The organism is Limosilactobacillus portuensis (genome assembly GCF_028607025.1).
In the GTDB taxonomy this organism is placed as follows: domain Bacteria; phylum Bacillota; class Bacilli; order Lactobacillales; family Lactobacillaceae; genus Limosilactobacillus; species Limosilactobacillus portuensis.
Window position 1 is genome coordinate 1,793,663 of record NZ_CP117296.1, and the last position, 20,853, is coordinate 1,814,515.

Annotated in this window: 16 protein-coding genes and 2 tRNA genes; 4 read left to right on the top strand and 14 right to left on the bottom strand. The window is 40.8% G+C overall.

Annotated elements, in window-relative coordinates; all coding sequences use genetic code 11:
* Nucleotides 1-29: 29 nt before the first annotated feature.
* Complete coding sequence (rbsK, locus tag PRK60_RS09120) at nt 30-950, bottom strand: ribokinase (protein ID WP_102167995.1); 921 nt, start codon at nt 948-950, stop codon at nt 30-32.
* A 152-nt stretch (nt 951-1,102) separates the two neighbouring features.
* On the opposite strand from rbsK, the gene PRK60_RS09125 reads away from it, so the two are divergent.
* Complete coding sequence (locus PRK60_RS09125; RefSeq protein ID WP_273646022.1) at nt 1,103-2,308, top strand: chloride channel protein; 1,206 nt, start codon at nt 1,103-1,105, stop codon at nt 2,306-2,308.
* A gap of 102 nt (nt 2,309-2,410) precedes the next feature.
* Here PRK60_RS09125 and PRK60_RS09130 read toward each other — a convergent pair whose 3' ends face one another.
* Together PRK60_RS09130 and PRK60_RS09135 are read right to left on the bottom strand one after the other, a co-directional pair.
* Nucleotides 2,411-3,331 carry an L-lactate dehydrogenase gene (locus PRK60_RS09130; protein ID WP_273646023.1) on the bottom strand — a complete coding sequence of 307 codons (921 nt, stop codon included), beginning with the start codon at nt 3,329-3,331 and terminating at the stop codon, nt 2,411-2,413.
* Nucleotides 3,332-3,443: 112 nt separating this feature from the next.
* Complete coding sequence (locus PRK60_RS09135) at nt 3,444-4,292, bottom strand: DUF3737 family protein (RefSeq protein ID WP_273646024.1); 849 nt, start codon at nt 4,290-4,292, stop codon at nt 3,444-3,446.
* A 266-nt stretch (nt 4,293-4,558) separates the two neighbouring features.
* On the opposite strand from PRK60_RS09135, the gene PRK60_RS09140 reads away from it, so the two are divergent.
* On the top strand, nt 4,559-5,719 hold the full coding sequence (locus PRK60_RS09140; protein ID WP_273646025.1) for a MalY/PatB family protein: 1,161 nt from the start codon (nt 4,559-4,561) through the stop codon (nt 5,717-5,719).
* A 55-nt stretch (nt 5,720-5,774) separates the two neighbouring features.
* Nucleotides 5,775-6,797, top strand: coding sequence for a cation diffusion facilitator family transporter (locus PRK60_RS09145; protein WP_273646026.1), 1,023 nt, complete (start codon nt 5,775-5,777; stop codon nt 6,795-6,797).
* A 69-nt stretch (nt 6,798-6,866) separates the two neighbouring features.
* Here PRK60_RS09145 and PRK60_RS09150 read toward each other — a convergent pair whose 3' ends face one another.
* The 3 genes from PRK60_RS09150 to PRK60_RS09160 all read right to left on the bottom strand — a co-directional run bounded on the left by PRK60_RS09150 (nt 6,867) and on the right by PRK60_RS09160 (nt 9,096).
* Nucleotides 6,867-8,816: a mucin-binding protein gene (locus tag PRK60_RS09150; RefSeq protein WP_273646027.1), complete on the bottom strand. Its 1,950-nt coding sequence runs from the start codon at nt 8,814-8,816 to the stop codon at nt 6,867-6,869.
* 130 nt (nt 8,817-8,946) lie between these two features.
* A tRNA-Gln gene (locus PRK60_RS09155) sits at nt 8,947-9,018 on the bottom strand.
* Between the two features lie 6 nt (nt 9,019-9,024).
* Nucleotides 9,025-9,096: transfer RNA gene (locus PRK60_RS09160), tRNA-Glu, on the bottom strand.
* Between the two features lie 178 nt (nt 9,097-9,274).
* Here PRK60_RS09160 and PRK60_RS09165 point away from each other — a divergent pair.
* A complete protein-coding gene (locus tag PRK60_RS09165; protein WP_178696181.1) occupies nt 9,275-9,832 on the top strand; it encodes a PepSY domain-containing protein in 558 nt (185 codons plus the stop codon).
* A 76-nt stretch (nt 9,833-9,908) separates the two neighbouring features.
* Here the strand turns inward: PRK60_RS09165 and tpx are convergent, their stop codons facing one another.
* From tpx to mnmG, 8 genes are all read right to left on the bottom strand, one after another.
* The gene (tpx, locus tag PRK60_RS09170) at nt 9,909-10,403 is read right to left on the bottom strand and encodes a thiol peroxidase (protein WP_102168003.1); all 495 of its coding nucleotides are present in this window, start codon (nt 10,401-10,403) and stop codon (nt 9,909-9,911) included.
* A 69-nt stretch (nt 10,404-10,472) separates the two neighbouring features.
* Nucleotides 10,473-11,834 (bottom strand): branched-chain amino acid transport system II carrier protein, encoded by a 1,362-nt coding sequence (gene brnQ / locus PRK60_RS09175; RefSeq protein WP_273646028.1) that lies wholly within the window; start codon nt 11,832-11,834, stop codon nt 10,473-10,475.
* 362 nt (nt 11,835-12,196) lie between these two features.
* Nucleotides 12,197-13,201, bottom strand: a complete 1,005-nt coding sequence (locus tag PRK60_RS09180) for a DUF1002 domain-containing protein (RefSeq protein ID WP_102168005.1) — start codon at nt 13,199-13,201, stop codon at nt 12,197-12,199.
* Between the two features lie 212 nt (nt 13,202-13,413).
* Entirely contained in the window at nt 13,414-14,019 is a 606-nt protein-coding gene (lepB, locus tag PRK60_RS09185; protein ID WP_102168006.1) for a signal peptidase I, read from the bottom strand.
* A gap of 75 nt (nt 14,020-14,094) precedes the next feature.
* On the bottom strand, nt 14,095-15,633 hold the full coding sequence (gene murE, locus PRK60_RS09190) for a UDP-N-acetylmuramyl-tripeptide synthetase (protein WP_273646029.1): 1,539 nt from the start codon (nt 15,631-15,633) through the stop codon (nt 14,095-14,097).
* The gene (gene asnB, locus PRK60_RS09195; protein WP_191912487.1) at nt 15,634-17,541 is read right to left on the bottom strand and encodes an asparagine synthase (glutamine-hydrolyzing); all 1,908 of its coding nucleotides are present in this window, start codon (nt 17,539-17,541) and stop codon (nt 15,634-15,636) included. It lies immediately after the preceding gene.
* 17 nt (nt 17,542-17,558) lie between these two features.
* On the bottom strand, nt 17,559-18,800 hold the full coding sequence (locus tag PRK60_RS09200; RefSeq protein WP_273646030.1) for a carboxylate--amine ligase: 1,242 nt from the start codon (nt 18,798-18,800) through the stop codon (nt 17,559-17,561).
* A gap of 149 nt (nt 18,801-18,949) precedes the next feature.
* Nucleotides 18,950-20,848, bottom strand: coding sequence for a tRNA uridine-5-carboxymethylaminomethyl(34) synthesis enzyme MnmG (mnmG, locus tag PRK60_RS09205; protein ID WP_102168010.1), 1,899 nt, complete (start codon nt 20,846-20,848; stop codon nt 18,950-18,952).
* Nucleotides 20,849-20,853: the final 5 nt, after the last annotated feature.

Below are 20,853 nucleotides of genomic sequence, written 5' to 3' on the forward strand. Positions count from 1 at the left end.
ACTTCAACTTCCCTTAGACTTTGTTTTTGTTATCCTAATGCTTTCTCAACTTCCTCAGCAAGCGGAATCGATGGCATTGCGCCCATCCCCTGTACAGCTAAACTGGAAGCTCGTTGGGCGTATGTTATTGCCGACTCAAAGTTTCCCAGGTTAGGGCTTAACTGTGAGCTAAGTGCACCGATAAACGTATCACCCGCTGCTGTGGTATCAACTGGATTTACTTTAAATGCCGGAACTAATCCATGGTGACCATCTGCCGTTACGTAAAAAACGCCTTGCTCGCCTAAGGTAATAATTGTGTCTTTTACCCCATGCGCCTTAAAGAACTTTGCATTCTGAAGCATTGATGGTTCATCATTAACCGAAATTCCCGTTAATAAGGAACTTTCAGTTTCATTCGGGATAATAATGTCGGTATACTCCAGCAATTCCGGAAGCAATTCTGTTGCGGGAGCCGGATTAAGAATTGTTATTACATTTTGTTGCCTGGCAAGCTTGAAAGCAGCTAGCGTAACTTCCTGTGGCGTTTCTAGTTGGGCAACGATAAAGTCTGTACCAGCTAATTCCTGCTCTAAGTCGTCAAGCTGAACTACAGTCATTGCCTGATTGGCACCCCCATAAACCATAATATCGTTCTGGCCATTTTCATCGACCGTGATTACCGCACTGCCAGTTCCGTTATCCGGATCAACAGCAATCCTACTTGTGTCCACGTTATTTTCTGCTAATGTTTTGACCATTTCCTGTCCATCATTATCAGCACCAACCGCTCCAATAAATGAAACTTTCGCTCCAGAGCGTGCTGCTGCAACGGCCTGATTAGCGCCCTTACCACCCGGTGCATAGCTTTTCTGCTTGACCGCAATTGTTTCTCCTGGTTGAGGAAACCGCGTCACCTGATAGATCGAATCAACATTAATACTACCAAGGATCATTACCCGATTTACCATTTTCCCACTTCTTTCCTAGATCTAATTACTATTATTATACGAATTCCAGCAATTGCTCCACAACTGGTTGACTCTAACTTCCTTAAAATCAGCGATTAAGATATAGTAGAAGTTAAACTAATAGATTTTTCATTACTAATTAAGGAGCTACTATGAAATTCAAACTAGAATATTGGAAAATCAATATTGGAATATATGCCATTATTTGGAGTCTAATAATCGGCATCCTAACAGCGGGATACTTAAACTTGGTAAACTGGGTCATTAACATTATTTGGCATGAATTTTTGAATTCTCCAGCCGAATTCAAAACTTGGTACCCATTTATTATTTGTTTACCATTTGGCTTTCTAATCGGTTTCCTTAGCCATAAATTAGGTAATTATCCATTAACAATTGAGGAAGTTCTTACCAAGGTCCGAATGCAGGGCAAGTTAGACTATCACAATTGGTGGAAGTCATTCACTTTAGGATTACTTGTTCTTGGCGCTGGTGGAAGTATCGGTCCAGAAGCCTCCACCACTGTATTAACCAGCAGTATGATTAATTGGCTTGGTGACCGGTTAAGATGGTCGATCTTTTGCTACCACAATGGTCAAGAAAATAATATCTGGCAAGATCGGCTTAATCGCCACCAACTAGAATCAGCGCCACTTTTTAGTCAATTATTTCGAAGTAAGAAACAAAAAAATCTAATAGTATCTTTTCTTGTCATTATTGGCATTCTAGGAGCTGTCATTGTCTTCAAACTTTTTCCTGAAGAGGGTGTCTTCGGGATTCACCACCACACAATTAACTGGCAATGGGAAAATCTTCTTACCGCTATTCCGATAATGATTGTCGGGATTGCCTTTGGTTGGTTATTTATCCGGCTTGAAAATTGGTCAGCATTGATCATTAACGTTAAACTAAGCAAAGTTTGGCAAGGAGGTATCTTTGGCTTAATTCTAGCAATTTGCTCTTTACTAAGTAATGATATCCTTTTTTCAGGTGAATTTAGAATTATTCCTTTTAGTCATGAAGCATTAACTTTATCTGTTCCCCTTTTACTGTCGATTGCTTTTGTTAAAGCATTTGTTACTAACCTTGGTTTTGCGATGGGCTGGCGTGGCGGAACTATTTTCCCGGCAATTTTTTCGAGTTTAGCCATCGGTTGTGCATGTGCACTGGTACTTCCCGGCGACGTTCGCGTTAATGCCGTTATTGTCTTAGCCGCTAGTCTCACCGTCATCCTGGGGAAACCCCTGCTGACTAGTATCCTTTTGATTCTCTTAGTCCCCATTGAGCTAACTCCGGTAATAATTACTGTGTCAATCGCTACTAACTGGCTAGTTAAAAAATTCCTCCCAAACTCTTAAATATTAATAAATCCTCCCTATTCTTCTTTCAAACAAAGGTTAGGGAGGATTCTTAATTTTAGCTGCTAATTAAGGGTCCCCACTTTACAAGGGGCTGATCTCTTATAAGCTTTCATTGTATTTTTGCTTAATGAAATTAGCAGAGTTCTGTAATTTTTGTAATTCTTCTTCGGTCAAGTCTAATTGACTTTGCTCAACGATTCCTTGCCGACCGACAATTGCAGGGTAAGAAAGGTAGACATCGTATTCTTCACGGAAATTCGATACAGGAAGCTCAGTCCGTGCGTCACTTAAAATAACATTAACTAACCGTACTGCGGCCGTAGCAACCCCATAGCTAGTGTACTTCTTTCCCTTGAATACATACCAGCCACCAAGCTTAGACTCCTTATCCAGTTCCGGTAAATCAATGTTCCGTTCCGCTGCCAGTTTAGTAATTGGCTGATCAAGGACCCGAACGGTTGACCAAGCGGTAAATTGTGAATTCCCGTGCTCACCAAGGTTGTACCCACTAACAGAACGCGGATCGACATTAAATTTATCCGCAACAACCCGCTTCATCCGGGCAGAGTCAAGTAACGTTCCTGTTCCGATTACTTGATTCTTCGGCAGTCCCGTCAGCTTTTGGTATAAGGATGTAATCACATCAACTGGATTTGAGATTACAACGAGCTTTCCAGAAAAGCCGCTTGCCTTAATCTTCGGAGCAACATCTTTAACTGCGTCCCGCGTAAATGGCAATTCAACAAACCGGTCAGCTTGTGGCTGATCCTGAAGCTTGATATTCCCCACTGCTGAAACGACTACTTCAGCATCCTTTAGTGCCAAATAATCATTAACCACAATATTGGTATGGTATGGCAAATTAGGCATTGCATCCTTTAAATCAAGAGCATCGGCATTCACCTTATCCTCGTTGGAATCAATTAATACCAAGTCATCAGCAAATCCGTTAGCAACAATGTAGTGGGCAACTGTTGAGCCAACGTGTCCCATTCCAATAACGGTAACTTTTCGTGACATTCGGAAAACTCCCTTCGCACATTAAAATAAGATTAAAATTAACTTATATTAATGATACCACCTTTAATAATTCAAATCATTTAAAATCACTAGACCAAATTACACTAGGCGCCTAATCCTGATCGGTTTGGATAATTTTAATCTTACTTTGATCAATCTTTGGATCGTCCATAATAATTTCATCGGCATGATCGACCTTAATTTGACCACTGATTGGGTTCTTGATGCTCATGATTGATCCTTTAATTTCCGCATCAATATTGCTGCACAGTTCAAAGGCAAGATCTGTTCGGAGTGTCCGACAATTCTTCATTGTCAAATGGTCAACATAACATAATCCTTGATCACTCTCAATCGTACAGTTAATGAAGGTGATGTTCTTGGTATTCCAAGCGAGATACTCACCGCTAATCTTCGAATCATAAATGGTAACATTTTCGCAATTCCAAAAGGCATCCTTTGAAACTAGCCGTGAATTATGAACCTCAACGTTTTTTGCTCCATCAAAAACATAGTTACCCACTAGATCAAGGTGATCAACATAAATGTTCTCACTATTCATCCCCAGGTAGTCCCCGTTAGCATACACATCATGCATCTTAATGTTCTTACAGCTCCACATTGTCTCTTCCGCGTCAGAGAAGTGAACATTATCAAGGGTTATGCCGTCACACCGCCGGAATTCCTTTGGAGCTTGAATAGTGCTGTCAGTAATTTCAATGTCATTGGTATACCAAATCCCTGAACGCGACATCTCTTCAAAAATCGTGTCCGTTACCTTAATGTGATCAGAATACCAGAGTGGATACTTCCAAGTGAACAGAACTCCATCTAATACTAAATTAGCCGTCTCCTTTAGTGGTGATTCGCCCTTACCAAATGTAGTATTGATTAATTTGGTGTCGTGGATCCCGTAGAGTGGTCGTTCGCCATCATAATAGTCATCTTTAATTTCTTGCATGTTAGTTATTCCCCTTTGTGCTCCTCTTATTATCAAGATACCCACTAATTAAGAATAATCCTATAATATTAATTAGTACAATTAATATCCTTATTTTAAGGTAACACTAACTAATTAAAAGTAAAAATACTTATACCTAATTACGTTATATTCGATTCTTGAATGACTGATTGTCGAGAAGCATTATCTGGGGTGTCAATATAAATTGATGTACAATCAGGTATGAATAAATTTTAATTTAAGGATAAATAAAGGAATGATTAACTATGAAGTACGATTTTGACACGATTCTTGATCGCCAGCATACCAATTCAGAGAAGTGGGATGTTAAGCCAGGCGAATTGCCAATGACAACTGCTGATATGGACTTTAAAACGGCTCCTGAAATCATGCAAGCAATGAAAGATAAAATTAATGCCGGTGCTTTCGGCTATGAATACCCTAGTCAAGAATACTTTGATGCCGTCGCTCACTGGTATAAGTCCGAGCACAACGCGGAAGCACAAACTTCCTGGATGCGTTTCGCTACGGGAGTAATTCCTTCAATTACCGCTAGCGTTAACCACTTAAGTCATACTGGTGATAACGTTCTTCTGATGGAACCAGTCTATAATACCTTCTACAATTCAATCCTAAATAGCGGTCGCCACGCCCTAGCAAGCCAATTAAAGTACGATCGTTCTACCTACACCTACTCCGTTGACTGGGATGACCTCGAAGAAAAGATGAGCAACCCGTTAACGACTCTGATGATTCTCTGTAATCCACACAACCCAACCGGCTATGTTTGGTCTCGTGATGAACTAATGCGGATTATTAAACTAGCACAAAAGCATGGTGTAATTGTTATTAGCGATGAGATTCACGGTGACTTGGTTTTAAAGGGTCCTGACTATACACCAACTTTTTCTCTTCCCGAAGAATACCGTCAAAACCTAGTTACCCTAGTTTCAACCAGTAAAACATTTAACGTTGCTGCCCTTCATGCCGCAACGGGAATTGTTGCCAACCCGATCCTGCGTGAACGCTTTACTCGGGCAATTAACAAGTATGAAGTTGCTGAACCGAACCTTCTTGCCATTCCTGGTACTATTGCTGCCTATACTCAAGGCGCTGATTGGCTCCACCAGCTTAAGAAATACTTGTTGCATAATCGAGAATACTTAGAACAATTTATCAGCGATAATTTACCTCAGCTTCACGTTGTTCCTGGTACAGCTACCTACCTTGTCTGGATTGATGTTAGTGAAGTCACCAATGATAGCAATGCCCTTGCACAAAAGATCCGTCAAGAAACCGGGTTAATTATTAATCCAGGAACTTACTACCATGGTAACGGTAATGAGTTTATCCGGATCAACATTGCTTACCCGCTTGCCCAAATCAAGGACGGGTTAAGCCGGTTAGCTAAGGCAATTAAAAACTAATTTCTTAAATTAGCGTTATGATAGAAGTTAATTGTATTTTAGGGAGTATCTAAGTTTGAGTAAGCTAAAAAAGCATATTAATCGTGAAATGAATCTTTGGGAACGCAATCAAGCAAACGAGTTAGCAAAGATTCGTGCATCACAGCGTCACCTGATTTACAACTTAATTGCCTACGTTTCAATTTCAATTATTGAATATTGGTTAGCCGAAATTAGTAAGTCGCAAACTTTACGGGCCGATGCCTTTAACAACTTATCTGGAATAATCTCAACATTTCTCTTAATGATGGGACTTCATATTGCACAAGACATTGACGATGATGATATTGCTGGTGTGGAAATGCCAGACGAAAATGAAAGCATCCTTGGTGGCGATCAACGGATGCAGTTTATTCGTTGGCGATACGAAACCGTCTTTTCCTTAGTAACCGCTGTTATCATGGTTGTGATTGCATTTGATATTATTCTTGACGGAATTAAAGCTCTGCTAAATCCTGCTAGTCGAGTGGTTCCTCAACCGGTTGCGCTTATTGGGGCCGGGATTGCTTCGGTGATCATGCTTGTTGTCTGGTACATGAACCGTAAAGCGGGACAACGACTACAGAACGCTGCCCTCCTAGCTTCGGCTCAAGATAGTCTTGCCGATGCCTTTACTAGTATTGGAACAATGGTTGCGATTGCTGGGGCACTTCTCTTTGACCTAGCATGGCTTGATGGGGTTACCAGTATTATCGTTGGTTTCTTTATCCTCTATTCTGGATTAAAAATCTTCTTTCAAACAAGCTTAAACTTGGTCGATTATTTTGATCCAAAAGCCGAGCGAGAATATAAGCAAGCAATTTTGAAGGTCAAAAAAGTGAAAAACGTTGCTGAACTAAAGGCTCACTATAACGGGAATGTTGTTTCCCTCGTTGCCACTGTTTTGGTTGATGCTAAAATGACCATTTTGGAAAGTTATCAGCTTTCCGAAAAGATTGAACGGACTTTGCGAAAGAAGTTTGGAATCGTTGATACTGATATTTCCTTTATTCCCGCTCCCGGAACATTCTCTGATAAGGACGTTAAGGGGCACTTCTAATTTATGATGTTTCATATGAAACAAAAAATGAGGTTCAAAATTGAACCTCATTTTTTCTCACTATAATCTTTAGAAACTGTCTCGTTTTCCTTTGAATCCTAGCAAGCTGAACAATGCTCCAAGGACAGCAAGACCAATCAAACCTGCATGACGCTGATTACCAGTCTGTGGTAATTGACTTTGCGTTGTTGGATTGTTCGTTGACGGTACCTTGCCCTGATTTTGTACAGGCCAACTTGTTTTATTAACTAATGATTGACTATTATCTTGATTATCAGGAACAACCTGTTCATCAGGAGTTCCAGGAATTACCTTAACACTGTCCGTTGGTACCTCTGGGGTTTCGTTAGTTCCTGGCTTAGGAGCTGGCGTCTCTTCAGGAGTAGTCGGGGAAGTAGGCGTTTCTGGAACAACTGGTGTGGTTGGTTGCTGAGGAGTTGTTGGCTTCTCCGTTGGCGTACTTGGTTGTTCTGGTGTCGTTGGTGTTTCTGTTGGCGTTGTCGGCTGTGCTGGTATACTACTGTTCTTAGTATAGTAAACAGTGATCGTGGTATGCTTATTGGACTTAGCATCGACCAACATTTGATCGATTAGCTTTTGCTTGTCATCAACCAACCGGTATCCCGGAATAGTTGGTGAAACCACATCGAACAGCTTCGACTTTGCTTGTTGTTCGTCTAAATCTTGTGCCAAAATTTTACCGTGCTGAACAATTGCGTAGTAGGTCGTCGGCTGTTCAGCAACCACTTGTGATTTGGCCTTTGACGCAGCATATAAGGCAAATGTGGTTGGGAAGACAGGGGTTGCTGGATTTACTGGTTGTCCAGGGTTATCAGGAGCAACCGGTATACTAGCATGTTTAAGAATTACTTGGTAAGTTGTTGCCTTTTGTGGGAAATTAGCTACCTCAGGATAATTGTCACTAACATACTGGTATCCCATACCTAGATAATCTTTAATTCTATTGCTTTTCTCATAATCAATTGATGCTCCCGGCTTACCACTTACTGTATCCGTATAAAGAACCTTATTGTTATCATCCTGATCAATATATTCGATTGTGACTGTTACTTCTTCCGCAGCGTTCTTTTTGTAAACAACCCGAACACCCTTGTTAGGCTGCTCAGTAGTAATGGTAGCACCATCAACTTCTTCATTTACTGGTGTATAACCAGCAATTTCTGGTGCCTTAACCTTACCGAATTGGTGTGACTCAGTCTTCCACTTTCCGGGAGTAATCACTTTACCTGTCACGCTATCAACAGTTCTTCCTGTTTTTTCAAACGTGAATGACGTTACCGTATTATCTCTTAATTTTTTGCCGTCTTGATCAACATACTCTACCGTTTGTGAACCAGGAAGAGTCGTATTAACTGTTTTGATACCATGGGTAAAGTAAACGTTAAAACTAAAATCATGAGCAGCTTCAGTAAACTGTAACTGCCCCCCCTCATTGAATTCCGGGTTGAAGTTATCAGAAACGTACTGATAGCCTTTTTCACCAAGACTATTTACCTTGGTATTAATTAAGTTTTCTCCCTGAGATTGCTGAACATGCGTCCCAAAGTATCCCTTAAACCCGTCTTGTCCTAAGCTTTGGTTATTAGTCTGATCAATATAATTAATTGTGACATGACCAACTTTATAGTAAGGAACAATACTTACATCTTGATTAGCATCCGGGTGGAGTGTTTTATTTGTTCCTTCCTCTTGGTACTGAATTGTTCGGTCAATTGTAACCGCCTGGTCTGATTGAACTTCGCCATTGTTTCCCAGATAGTCTTGGACCGCTTTAACAGCATTTTGCGTTTGTTCTTGATTATTCTGTTCTTGATAATTTGAATCTTGCACAGGTTGATCAGTTTGACTGACTGTATCAGCCTTAACGTTATTAATAGCACCGCCCATAAAGAAGAATGTTGTTCCTAACATTACCGAAACGGTTCCAATCTTTAGTTTCCGCAAACTAAATCGCTGTTTAACCTTGACCGGATTCTGTTGCTCCTTTACAAACTTCATTATTATCCCTCCTAGTAATAACCAATGGATACATCTAGTTTAATTTTAATATAATTACTATCCAAATTCATCTTTAGAAATTAAAAAAGACACCTGCTAAATCATAACGACTTAGCAGGTGTCTGCTGTATTGGGCTAGCTGGATTCGAACCAGCGCATGACGGTACCAAAAACCGTTGCCTTACCGCTTGGCTATAGCCCAATAAAGTGACCCGTGCGGGATTTGAACCCACGATACCAGCGTGAAAGGCTGGTGTCTTAACCACTTGACTAACGGGTCATACTATAACACAGCACAAATAATAATATCAAGTCTTTCTCTAAATTACAAGCATCTTTTTAAATTTATTTGCTTTTCAACTAACTTAAGAAATAAGTAAGAGCTGTTACACAATAATCTTCATTTTTATGGGGTATTCTTAGGTTAATCGAAAACAACATTTAACTAGGAGGTTATTATGAAAAAACAATCATTCAAGAAGCAACTCACTCATTTGCTAGCAGTTACTGTCTTAACAGCCAGTTCTCTAGGTGGTATCGCTCTCGTCGCAAGCCCAACCGTCTCTGCCGCTACCGTCTCAACCAGTAAAATTAAACTTAACGAAAAGGATGCCGTGAAAAAGTTCCACAAACAGTTTAAAAATACCAAGGTTGACGAGATTCAATTAGAAACTAAGGGGAATAAGTTTGTCTACGAAATTTCAGGTACTGATAATCAAAAAGAATATTCTGCCGATATTGACGCAAAGTCTGGCAAAGTTACCAATACCAAGTCAGAGACGTTAGAAAACGGTGAGCAAAAGACTAACCTTGATTTAGATAAGGCTATTAGTCGGAAGCAAGCCAACAAGATCGCTGAAAAGGCCGCTAAAAAAGGCCAAGGGCAAGCCTGGACTCTTGAAAACGACAACGGCACCCCAGTATGGGACGTTGAAGTTGTGAACGGTCCAAAGTCAACTGATGTTAAGGTTAATGCTCAAAACAAGAAAGTAATTAGTATTGAAGCTGATGACTAAAAATTTGCTTAAAGAATAAAAAGGCAATCTCAGATTGGTTAACTACCAATTGAGAATTGCCTCTTTGTGTATTTTTTTATAATAACTTCTTCAGCTCTGCTAATGCCTGATCGTAATCAGGTTCATCAGTTAACTCTTTGACAATTTGACGGTATGCTACTTTCCCTTCCTTATCCAGGATCCAAACGGAACGAGCCAGGACCCCTTCATCCGGGATCAGCAACTTAGATTCGTAACCAAAGGATTCCTCCCTGTCAGATACCAGCTGCATATTTTGTACGCCCTCAGCCGCACACCACTTTTGCTGTTCTTCAATGGTATTGGTTGAGATCGTTAGGAAGTTAACATCCGGGAATTGATCCATTGTTGAGTTAAACTTCTTTGTTTGAATACTACATACTGGAGTATTGATGTTAGGAACAACACTTAATAACGTTACCTTCCCAAGTAATTGCCGAGTCTTGATCTTGTCATGATTCTTATCAAAAACCTTAAAGTGTGGAAACTCATCACCAACTTCTGGGGGATTACCAACTAGTTGTCGCGGTTCACCATTAATTGTGATTTCCATTGTTCATCTACTCCTTACTTCTTTTAGTTGAACCTAGTATAACTAAATTCGGCTAAAGATTCATTTATTTTAGCTCTCCAATTTTCCCTGTCGCTTTCGAACTAAACGAATTCCAATCCCAATAATAAATCCAGCAACAGCAAACGGAATCCACGAGAAGCCCAGCGAAAATAGCGGAAAATATTGGTGAGCAAATGAAATCATTGTTTGAGCGATTGGTATCTTTTGCAATCCCATTGGTAAATTATTTACCAAATCAAAAACAGCTGGAATAAAAGTTAACCCCGTCGTAACTCGATAAACAATTGGGTCAGTCTTAAATAGCGGTGACGTTATTCCCAAAATCGTTAACGTAATTGCCAAGGGATAAAGGAATACCAATACCGGAGCAGACCAGGCAATAATATTATCTAGCCCTAAGTTAGCTACTAGAAACGAAAAAAGACAATTAAACAGCAAGAACACCCTGTATGAAATCCGCGGAAATAATCGGTGAAGGTCCTCCGAAAAGGCAACTGCGAGTCCCATTGCCGTTGTTAGACACGTTACGGAGGTCAGGGTCGCCAAAAGTGCATCCCCGATAAAGCCCATATAGTAGTGGGCAACCTGCGCTAGTGTCGTTCCCCCGTTATCCGCAACTTTAAACTGATGAAGACTGGTTGCCCCAAGCCAAATTAGACAAATGTAGATTACGGCAATTCCCATAATCCCAATTGTCCCGCTCTTGGCCGTGATCCATGAAATTTTCTTCGTATCCGCAATCCCTAATTCCTTAATTGCACTAATTATTGCAACCCCAAATGCAAGGCATCCTAAAATATCCATTGTGTTATATCCTTGGAGAAAGCCGCTTGCGAATGCATGATTAGCATATTCTGCCGTAACCGGTGTCGTCTGGGTGTTTCCCATTGGGCTGATAAAAGCAAGGAAGAAGATAATAAACAAAAGAACTAAGAAAACTGGGTTAAGAATTTTCCCAATCAAATCCGTAATTTTAGCCTCAGTGACGGTCAAGCCAAAAACAATTGCAAAAAAGATTCCCGTATAAATCAATAATCCAACAACATTACCACTTGCAGAAATGTGGGAAGCAAAACCAATTGTATACGGAACGGTAGCAGTCCGGGGCATCGCAAATAGCGGCCCTAGAGTTGCCTGAACTAGGATAAGAAAGATTAGCGCATAGTAGTGCCCATTAGGTCGTGCCAGGTCATAGATACCGTTAGAGCGGGTGATGCTAATCGCTAATAACGCCATTAACGGTAACAAAACGCCAGAAATTAGGAAGCCACTACTCGCACCTAACCAGTGAGCCCCTGCTAATTGACCTAAATGGACCGGAAAGATTAAGTTTCCCGCACCGAATAAAACACCAAAAATTAAGGACGCAATGACGATTGTTTGCCGCCCCGTGATCTTCGTTTCTGTCATTTTTTATTTCCCCCAAAATAAATCACTCTTAATCATTAACGATTGAAAAAAGCGTCCTTTAAGCATTAATGCTTAAAGGACGCCAGAGCGTGTTACCACCTTTAATTTACAATTATTATCACTAATAATGTCTCATTCCGTACATAAATACGCTGACGCTGTAACGGGCGCTCCCGATCAAGACTTCACTTTGTCGCCCTGACCACTCATAGGTTACCTTCACCTAAAACCAGTCATCCCCGCTTGCACTCATTCAGGGTCGCTAATACTGACCAGTAAAAGGTTACTCTCCTACTCATTGTGTTTTTAACCGTTAACTACCGGTTATTAATATACAGAAGCCGTTCCTGTTCGTCAATCCTTTAGTTGAAAAATCCTTGAATCCAGTTTACAAAGCGTTCCCACCAAGACTGGGCCTGTTGCTGGGCAGCTTTACCATCCTTTGAATTTAAGAACTGCTTTGCTTTATTCATCATATCGCCCGTGGAATTCTTAACATTGTTGATCGTATCAGTAACGTGAGAACTATAATCCTTGCTTGAACTGATTGGTGCATTATTGAATTGGACCAACGCATTAATAATCGTGGTTGTGTGGTTCTTGGTTTCGTTGTAAATATTTTGCTTCTTTAGGTTTTGATTTAGGATATTTTCAATTTGAACCTGGGTTGGCTGCTCCCCTTGCCGCTTTTGCTTATTAATTTGTTTAGTTGTGTCACCAACCGCAGCCATTAACTTTCCCGGATAACTACTATCGTTCTTGTTGGCATCAATTGCATCATTAGTGGCACTTAACATCTGGTTGGCTGATTGGGTATTTTGATTGTTTAAGTTAATTCCATCCTCACTCAGCGCCTTGTATACTCCCGTAAGTGCTGATTCTCCAGATACCGGACGATTAGCCGAGACTGTAATTGTCACATCCGTTACTCCGGCCATTTGCGCTACCATCGCATATTGCTGAGCGGTCACCTTGGTAATATTACTCTGACCATTAAATTTCTTAACGTTCACTTTTACTCCAGATCCAGGATCGGTTGGCACAATTGATACTGAACTAACCATTGCTGCGTTAGTTGTCGAATCGTTAGCGTTAATATACTTTTGGTAATCGCTAGCGGTAGCTGTAAGCGTTGTGAAATCATTGTTAACACCCAGAATATTACTCAGCTCATCCTTATCCGCAGCCCCCGCACCATAAACAACATATGACTTATTCAATGTATGCGTTTGGGTAGAAGAAGTAGAACTGGTACTTGTTGCTACCTGGCCATCCGCATGAACAATAACCTGGGAAACAGGAGTCGCTGCTAAGGCCATTGTTAACGTCGATGTTAATAGAATTGTTGATAATTTTTTTGAACGCATTGTTATTCTCCTATTAGGCAAAGCTAGGAATTAACTCGCCCTCTTTAATATTTCAAAGATAGTAGGTAGAACTAAACAAGCTAGTTCGATCCCCTTTTCTTACTTCAATTAGGATAAAAAAACTGTCCTAAAAATACTAGTCTTTCACCAGAATCTTTAGAACAGTTTATGAATTTTTACTTTTTCTAATTCAACTAGGTTGGTACTGCGCTTTAATTTGCCCAGTAATGCTTCCACTCCTGGTTGACGTTATACCGAGTTGTGGCAGTTCCAGTCCAAGAAGGCACCTTAACAACACCATCGATCTTGCTCTTTGGTACGAATCCCCAATAACGACCATCATTAGAAACGCTCCGGTGATCACCAAGAACAAAATATTGACCTTTTGGCACCTTTGTTGCACCACTATCTCGTAGCCAGTTATTTTGAACTGAGATACTCTTTAGTGTCCAATTACCGGTCCCAGAAGTCCGTTGGGTATTGTTAATGTAATTTTGGTTAACTTTTCGTCCGTTAACATAAATATTACCATTTGCGGAACGAACAGTATCACCAGGAACACCAATTACCCGCTTAACATAGTCTGTCTTGGTAGCTACTTGCGGATCTACTCCGTTAGCATCAAAGACAATGACACTCCCACGATGGATCTTTGCGGTTTTTAAACAGAAAACCCGTTCATTATTTTGTAAGTTAGGCAACATTGACGGCCCATCAACCCGCACAATTTGGAATAAGAATTGTTTGATCAGCAAGGCGATTAACAACCCAATCACAATTGGGATTACCCAGCTCATCGTTTGACGAAATGCTTTCATTACCTATTATCCCTCGATTTCAAAATCATTATCAAGCTAAGAAAAGTTTACCATAAAAGTAATTATCATACTCAACTATTTATCATACTCTTTCATTAGCTTTTGTGACAATTGATAATCGCCAACATAAGGAATATCTCGTCCCTTTTCGTGCATGAATTGTTCTCGACCCTTAGCAGCCATAAACATTGCACCGCCAGGTTTGGCCATCTCAAATGCCTGCTTAATTGCTGCCACCCGATCAACATTAATAATTACCTTAACGTTTGGGTTAGTAATATGCTCCTTGATCGCTTCATCAATGTGATGCGGATCTTCAAAGAAGTTATCTTCGCTCGTTAAAATTGCAACATCAGCATATTCAGAAAGTGCCCGACCAATATCTTTTCGGCGTGATTCCGCTTTACCACCAGCAGCACCGATCACAACGATCAACCGGCCATTAGGATACTCATGCTTCATAAACTTAAAGCTTTCGGATAAACTCAAGTAATTATGAGCGTAATCAACACAGGCAACCATTCCGGCATCATTCTTCAAAAATTCCATTCGACCTGGGACCTTAGTTTCCTTCAATCCCTGAGCAAAATCACTAGTATCATCCTTAAGTTGCGCACTCACCGTAATTGCGGCTAACGCGTTACTGTAGTTAAAGTGTCCCGGAATCATGACGCGGAATTCACCAGTAACTTCAGGCAAGTTATCATTATGCGTTGATACGTCAAAGTAACCATGGTCCTTGCCATGATAACGATAGTCTGCATCGCTTTCGTCACTACCGAATGTAATCAACTTTTTCCCTAATTCATGGGCTTTTTGAGCTAGCAATTCGTAATAGTCCATATCCCGATTCAAAATCACGGTATCACTATTCACGATAATCTGACTCTTGCACCACAAATAATCGTCAAAGGTTGGGTGTTCCACAGGACTAATGTGATCTGGAGAAATATTCAAGAAAACCCCGATATTAAAGTGAAGGCCATAAACCCGGGACTTCTTATATGCTTGGCTAGAAACTTCCATTGCCAAGTACTTCATCCCGTTATCAACAGCTTCTTTTATCATTCGAAAAAGATCCAATGATTCTGGCGTGGTTAGGTGAGCTTCAATAAAGTTTTTACCATCTACACATTCATCAATCGATGAGAATTGTCCCACTACCGGACCAAACTCGTGAGCCAAAATATGACGAGTAAAGTAAACCGAAGTGGTCTTCCCCTTAGTCCCCGTGAAGCCGATTAATTCAAGTTTTTCATCAGGACAACCATAGAAATGACGAGCAACCACTGCCATCGCCTTCTGAACATCAGTAACAATAATTTGTGGCGTTGATTGCGCTTCTTGATCTAACTTGTCAGTATAAACAAGCTCTGAGATCGCTACAGTTGCCCCTTCCTTAATGGCACTTGCCAAATATTCAGGATTAAACTTTAACCCCTTACAGAAAAACAGGGTGCCATCACTGACTTTCCGCGAGTCATAGGATAGGTCGGTAACTTCAGCGCGAGCCGCTTTTTCTGGCACGGTATAATACCAGTCACCGTCAATAATGATTTCCTTATAAAGACCATTTTCTTTGAGTAAATCAGTGATTTCCTTTAGTGTGAGCATTTATTCAGCCACCTCGTCAAGTTTCTTAACTTCTTCAGGGATAAAGTCGTCGATAAAGTATTGCTTGTACCATACCAAGAAGGTGTAAATAGTCCAGATCTTCCGTCGACCATCAATCTTGTCGTTAAAGTTATCATCAAGCAACTTCAAAATCTTATCTTGATCAAAGAATTCCTTAACAAAGTCTTGTTCAAAGAGTTCACGAACTTCTTCGTAGTACTTCTTTTCTCGTAACCATGCCCGAACCGGAACTGGGAAGCCCATCTTTGGCCGCGTTGCCCATTCTTCTGGAAGGTGACGGTTAGCGGCCATCCGGAAGGCCCACTTGGTTCCGTGACGGTTGAAGAGGTACTTGGTTGGTGTATGACCAGCAACCCGCATTACTTCACGATCCAGTAACGGTACCCGAAGTTCGAGTGAGTTAGCCATACTCATCTTATCCGCCTTCAAACAAATGTCACCAGGCATAAACTTGTGAATATCAAGGTATTGTTTCTTGGCAACTTCATCAATATCCTTGTCTTCAACATTCTTTAGAATTGGATCGATGATGTCATCAATCGTTGGTCCGCAATTATACTTCTCTTGAAGAACATCAGCTGCTTCTTCTGGCGAGAAAATGTAGGCTTGACCGATAAACTTGGATTCACGAACTGGAGCTAATGCCCGGAACATGTGTAATTGACCGTGGAAGTGCTTGCCATCAAGCCACTTAGCAATCTTGTACCGCTTTTCTTGAGGCAATTCACGAAGCTTGTCAGTAAACCACCGAATCAGCATTGAATTAGAGTTAAATCCGTAATCGATGTAACCCGCGAATAATTCATCAGCCCCTTCACCAGAAAGCATCGCCTTGTAGCCATTTTCCTTGGCAAGGCGAGTTAAGAAGTACAACGGAATAACTGATGGATTTGAATCAGGTTCATCCAGGTAGTACTGAATTAATGGGAATGTATGGAAAGCTTCCTCGTTTGTCAGCTTAGCATCGGTATTCTTTAAGTTAAGCTTAGCAGCTAATTCCCGCGCTTGCTTAGTTTCATCGTAGGTACTATCAAACCCAATTGAGAATGTATTATCTGGCCGCATCATTGCAGTCACGTAACTAGAATCAACCCCTGCCGAAAGGAATGAACCAACCTTGATCCCCTTATCAGCAAATGAGTGGGCCTTAACCGAATCCGTTACGATATCTTCAATGTTATCGACTGCCTTATCGAAGCCTTCATCTTTAGGATCAAAATCAGCATCCCAGTATTCCTTCATATTGAATTGACCATCTTGATAGTGGAAACAGTGTCCTTCTGGCAACTTGTAAATTCCCTTGAAGAATGTTTCCTGAGTTGCTGAATACTGGAACGTCATGTAGGGCTTTAAGGCGTTCTTATTTAGCTCCTTGTCAAAATGCGGGTGATCAATAAATGCCTTAATTTCAGACCCAACAAAGAAAGTCCCGTTCATCTTCCCGTAGTAAAGTGGCTTAATCCCAAAATGATCCCGGGCACCAAACATATCCTTGTTTTTAAAGTCCCAAATTACGAAGGCAAACATTCCCCGAAGACGTTTCAGGACATCGTCACCCCATTGTTCATAACCATGCAAAATTACTTCGGTATCGGCATGGGTTTTAAAAGTGTGCCCTAAGTCGATTAATTCTTCCCGTAATTCCTTAAAGTTATAAATTTCACCGTTAAACTCAATAGCCATACTATTGTCTTCGTTAAAGATTGGTTGATTACCACTCTTAACGTCAATAAAACTTAACCGCCGAAATCCAAGGGCAACATTTTCATCCACATATTGGCCCTCTGAGTCGGGTCCCCGGTGAATAATCCTGTTCTTCATTTTACGAATTAGGCTATCTTTAACCTTTGGATCTTCGTTGTCAACGAATGCTACAATTCCACACATATTAAATACTCCTTTGCTTAGCGTTGGACAAAGTATTTTTGATAATTTTTATTAATTAGCCAGAAAGAATAATGCATTAACAAACGTTGTTTTAAACTATCATTCTTGTCAAAGGCAGTCGTTCCCCACTGTCCTGCCTCCAGTAACTTCTTGGCCTTTTCCTTATACTCGTTTTCTTTAGCATACTGATAGAAAACCTTCTTCGGTGCATTCAACCATAGCTTGTTTCCCTCAGCATAATCGGTACCAGTGAACGGCTTGTGATCAATCACATCATCAACCACATACTTAGCCAGGTTATAGCCATTTAAAGTACAGTAGTAACTACTCCGTCCTTGGCGAAGATTGATTTCAAAAATCTTAAACTGCTTATCCCGCCGATCATATTTCATATCAAAATCAGCAAAACCAACGTACTTTACTTCTTCCAAGAATTTTTGAATTGTCTTGTAAATTGCCATGTCTTTTTCTGGCAAAATCACCATGTAGTTACCAACCGCAACTGGCGATGGATCTTCTAATAACGGGTGTGCAAGACTAATCATCCGAACATTATGGTTAGAATCAACGTAGGCGTTGACAGTCCGCATGTTAGAGTCATCACCAGGGATAAAGTCCTGCGCAATCATCTTCCCGGTATAACCAGCCTTGTAAATCTTAGGCATCAGTTCATCAAACTGCTCACGACTATCTAAAACATAGGCTTTCTTCCGTCCTTCGAACTGAACGTCAAGCCATTCCACACTATCAGAAGGCTTTAGGGCAATTGGAAAATCAAATGGTAATTCAATCGCCTTACCAGATTCAACTTCTTCTTTAGTAATAATCTTCGTCTTGGGGTATGGTAAACCGTACTTTTCAGCCGCTTCATAGAACGTTTCCTTCGTCCCCAGCTTATTAAACAAGTCTGCATCAACATACGGACAAATAAAGTGTTCCTTTAATTCATCCAAGTGTTTAGCAATTAATTCAGTATAACCATCCCCACAAGAAAGAAGCAGGTACTTCTTCTTCGGATCAAGGTTAGCTGCAATTTTACGCATTGTTTCAATGAAGACCGGATCTTCATTGAACCCTTCAATAACATGAACATCCACTAACTTGGTATAGCGGGTTGGCGCCATATGCATTACCCCATAGGCAATACTCTTAATACCATATTGTTGATAGAATGACCGTGCCATTCCGTAACAATTAAAATCTGTCCCTAAAAGGATTGGTTGAAAATCCTTACGGGTCTGATTAACTTTTTCACTCATCTCTACTTGCCTCGTTTGCTTTTTAAATCAATCTTCAGTATAGCGATTCTCAGAATGTTTGTAAATGGAATAAAGTGAGGCGTAAGTCAAATTTAACTTTAACTCCGTCTCACTTCATTTTCTGTAATTTAATTTCCCGGGAAATAATCCTATTTCCGAATATAAACACTTAAAATCGCTAAGTCGGCAGGATTGACCCCACTAATCCGTGAAGCTTGAGCAAGCGTTTCTGGGCGAATTTTCTCAAGCTTTTGCCGTCCCTCAGTTGCCAAACCATCGATCTTTTCATAATCAATATTGGCAGGAATCCGCTTTGCTTCCATCCGCTTTAACCGGGCAACCTTTTCTTCTTCCTTCTTAATATAACCGGCATACTTTAATTGAATTTCTACTTGTTCAATTACATGACGATCGAGCTTTTCAGCTGGAGCCGGGATAAACTTCATTAACGTTTCATAATCAACATATGGACGTTTAATAAAGTCAGCCGCTGTAATCGCATCCTTCAACCGATTATCACCGTGTGCTTCAATAAATTGGTTAACTTCATCGTTATTTGGCTTAAGCTTTTCATTCTTTAACCGAGCAATTTCATTTTGAACCTGCTCTTCCTTCTTTTGCATCTTAGCGTAGCGTTCATCACTTACTAAGCCAATTTCGTGGCCTTTTCCCATCAACCGGAAGTCGGCATTATCATGACGAAGAATTAAGCGATATTCCGCCCGACTAGTTAATAGCCGATATGGTTCCTTAGTCCCCTTAGTTACTAGGTCATCAATCATTACCCCAATGTAAGCATCTGACCGCTTAAGGATAAATGGTTTTTTGCCAAGAGCTCGTAATCCAGCATTGATTCCGGCAATCAGCCCCTGACCAGCAGCTTCTTCATAACCTGAAGTTCCGTTAGTTTGTCCAGCTGTATAAAGGTTCTTAACCAGCTTTGTTTCTAGGGTTGGATGAAGTTGGTATGGGGCAACGACATCATATTCAATTGCGTATCCAGGACGCATTAATTGAGCATCTTCAAGTCCCTTCACAGAATGAACAATCTTCTGCTGAATTTCTTCTGGCATGGAAGTTGATAATCCGTCAACATACCATTCATCAGTATCCCGGCCTTCTGGTTCAAGAAAGATTTGGTGACGACTCTTATCCGCAAACCGAACAATCTTATCTTCAATTGATGGACAATACCGTGGACCAACACCTTTAATTACCCCAGAGAACATTGGGGCCCGATCAAGATTATCCCGAATTAATTTATGCGTGCCTGGATTAGTATATGTCAACCAGCAAGAAATTTGCTCACTTAATGGTAGGTAGTGATCATCTGGTGTATCAAAACTGAAGTGATGAACTGTCTTATCACCAGGTTGTTCCTCAGTTTCGTCATAGTGAATCGTATTTCCATTAATCCGTGGCGGTGTCCCGGTCTTAAATCGTTCAAGATCAAAACCTAATGATTCCAGGTTTTCAGAAAGTTTTACTGCTGACTTAGAATTATTTGGTCCTGATTCGTACTGGAGTTCACCGATGATAATCTTTCCTCGTGCTGCTGTTCCCACGGTTAGAACAACTGTCTTAGCGTGGTAACGAGCACCAGTGTTAGTAATTACTCCCTTACAAACGCCATCCTCAACAATTAATTGATCAACAGTTGCTTGACGAAGATCTAGGTTTGGTTGCTTCTCAATTGTTTCCTTCATTGAGCGGTGGTAAGCGTGCTTGTCAGCTTGTGCCCGTAATGCTCGCACGGCAGGTCCCTTCCCGGTGTTAAGCATTCGCATTTGAACATATGTCTTATCAATGTTATGTCCCATTTCGCCACCAAGAGCATCAATTTCTCGGACCACGATTCCCTTAGCTGGTCCCCCTACGGAAGGGTTACATGGCATAAATGCGACCATGTCAAGATTAATAGTGACTAAAAGGGTTTTATTCCCCATGCGCGCAGCAGCAAGGGCAGCCTCACTTCCCGCGTGACCAGCACCAACGACAATTACATCATAATTGTCGCTATCGTACTGAATTGCTTCGCTTGTTTGCATTTTCT